We start from the raw sequence: 843 nt of genomic DNA, 5'->3' as shown, positions 1-843 counted from the left end.
ATGCAGGGTGTAGGCAAGGGCGAAAGGGGTCATTCGGGTACTCCGTTCTGCGCGGGATGAATTAGCGGGGTATGATAGCGGCCGATTCGAACCACTGAAAATTTATCCAGCGTTTTGTGCGCCCGAAAAACCATGATCAGCAACGAACTCAAAACCACGATCCAGGGCGCCTACTCGCGTTTTCTCGAAGCCAAGAGCCTCAAGCCGCGTTACGGCCAGCGCCTGATGATCGCCGAAGTGGCCAAGGTCCTGGGTGATATCGACACCGACGACGAAGGCCGGCGCAGTGGCGACCCGGCGGTGGTCGCCGTGGAAGCCGGCACCGGTACCGGCAAGACCGTGGCCTACAGCCTGGCGGCAATTCCCACGGCCAAGGCCGCCGGCAAGCGCCTGGTGATCGCTACCGCCACCGTCGCCCTGCAGGAGCAGATCGTCTACAAGGACCTGCCCGACCTGATGCGCAACAGCGGGCTGAACTTCAGCTTCTCCCTGGCCAAGGGCCGCGGTCGCTACATGTGCCTGTCCAAGCTCGACATGCTGCTCCAGGAAGGCCACGCCCAGACCGCCACGGCCCAGCTGTTCGAGGAAGAAGGCTTCAAGATCGAAGTGGATGAAGCCAGCCAGAAGCTGTTCACCAGCATGATCGAAAAACTCGCCGGCAATAAATGGGACGGCGACCGCGACAGCTGGCCCACGGCCCTGGAAGACGCCGACTGGGCGCGCCTGACCACCGACCACAGCCAGTGCACCAACCGCCATTGCCCGAACTTCGGCCAGTGCGCCTTCTATAAGGCTCGGGAGGGCATGGGCAAGGTCGATGTGATTGTCACCAACCACGACATG

At 61.9% G+C, this 843-nt stretch carries 1 protein-coding gene; it reads left to right on the top strand.

The annotated features are described in order from the left end of the window. Positions 1–132 precede the first annotated feature (132 nt). On the top strand, positions 133–843 hold a 711-nt coding region (locus tag F6S12_RS32380; RefSeq protein ID WP_409999887.1), incomplete at its 3' end, for a DEAD/DEAH box helicase.

This window comes from Pseudomonas sp. JV245A, assembly GCF_032424515.1.
Taxonomy (GTDB): Bacteria; Pseudomonadota; Gammaproteobacteria; order Pseudomonadales; family Pseudomonadaceae; genus Aquipseudomonas; species Aquipseudomonas protegens.
This window is presented reverse-complemented; position numbering and strand designations above follow the sequence as displayed.